Below are 934 nucleotides of genomic sequence, written 5' to 3'. Positions count from 1 at the left end.
GCGATGGTGCGCTGGGCGATGATCCGCACCACCAGCAAACGCCTCGCCCGAAAGGTTTAGGAACAGACACTAAGAAGTGGTTTCAATAGTCTTTGCGGGGCAGTCGCCGGGCGCAGATGACGGTGATGGCCAGGGTCGCTACGGCGGTGACCGTGGCCGCGCTGCGGTCGTATCGGATGGCCAGGCGGCGGAAGGCCAGTAACCAGGCGATGGTGCGTTCCACGACCCAGCGGTAGCGGCCCAGGCGTTCGCTGGAGTCCACCCCGATCCGGGCGATGCGGGCGGTAATTCCGCGTCGGCGCAGGTAGCGGCGCACCCTCTTGTTGTCGTAGGCCTTGTCCGCGTGCAACTTGACCGGTCGGCGCCGTGGCCGGCCACGGCCTGGGCCTTTGACCGGGCTCAGCCCGTCCAGGATTGGCTCCACGAGCATGGAGTCGTGCCGGTTGGCCCCGGTGATCGCCACTGCCAAAGGCAGCCCGTCGGCGGTGACCAGCAGGTGGTACTTGGTGCCGAGTTTGCCGCGGTCAGTGGGGTTGGGCCCGGTCAGCTCGCCCCCTTTTTCGCCCGGACACTGACCGAGTCCAAAGACGCTCTCGACCAGTCCAGCGCCCCATCCTGCCCAAGCTGGTCGAGGACGGCGTGGTGGAGCTTCTCCCATACCCCGGCCTCCTGCCAGGCGCGCAGTCGGCGCCAGCAGGTGATCCCGGAGCCGAAGCCCAGCTCCACGGGCAGTTTCTTCTTTGGCGATGCCGTGCTCGGCCACGAACAGGATGCCGTTGAGGGCCGCTCGGTCATCCACGCGCGGTCGCCCGGTGCGCCCGTTCTTCGCCCGCGGGGGCGGTGGGATCAAGGGTTCCAGCAACTGTCCCGTGACGGGTTCAGTGGAGGCTTGATAGTGCCGCTCCGGCGGTCGCCGGGGCGGTGTGGTGACGAT

1 pseudogene is annotated in these 934 nt (G+C 67.8%); it reads right to left on the bottom strand.

Going from position 1 to position 934, the window contains the following annotated elements:
• Positions 1-82: 82 nt before the first annotated feature.
• Positions 83-862, bottom strand: a pseudogene (locus RF640_RS18835) (IS5 family transposase).
• Positions 863-934: the final 72 nt, after the last annotated feature.

It is taken from the genome of Kocuria sp. CPCC 205231 (assembly GCF_040980965.1).
GTDB classification, from domain to species: Bacteria; Actinomycetota; Actinomycetes; order Actinomycetales; family Micrococcaceae; genus Kocuria; species Kocuria rosea.
Note: the sequence above shows the minus strand (reverse complement) of the source record. Positions and strands in the feature narration are given on the sequence as shown.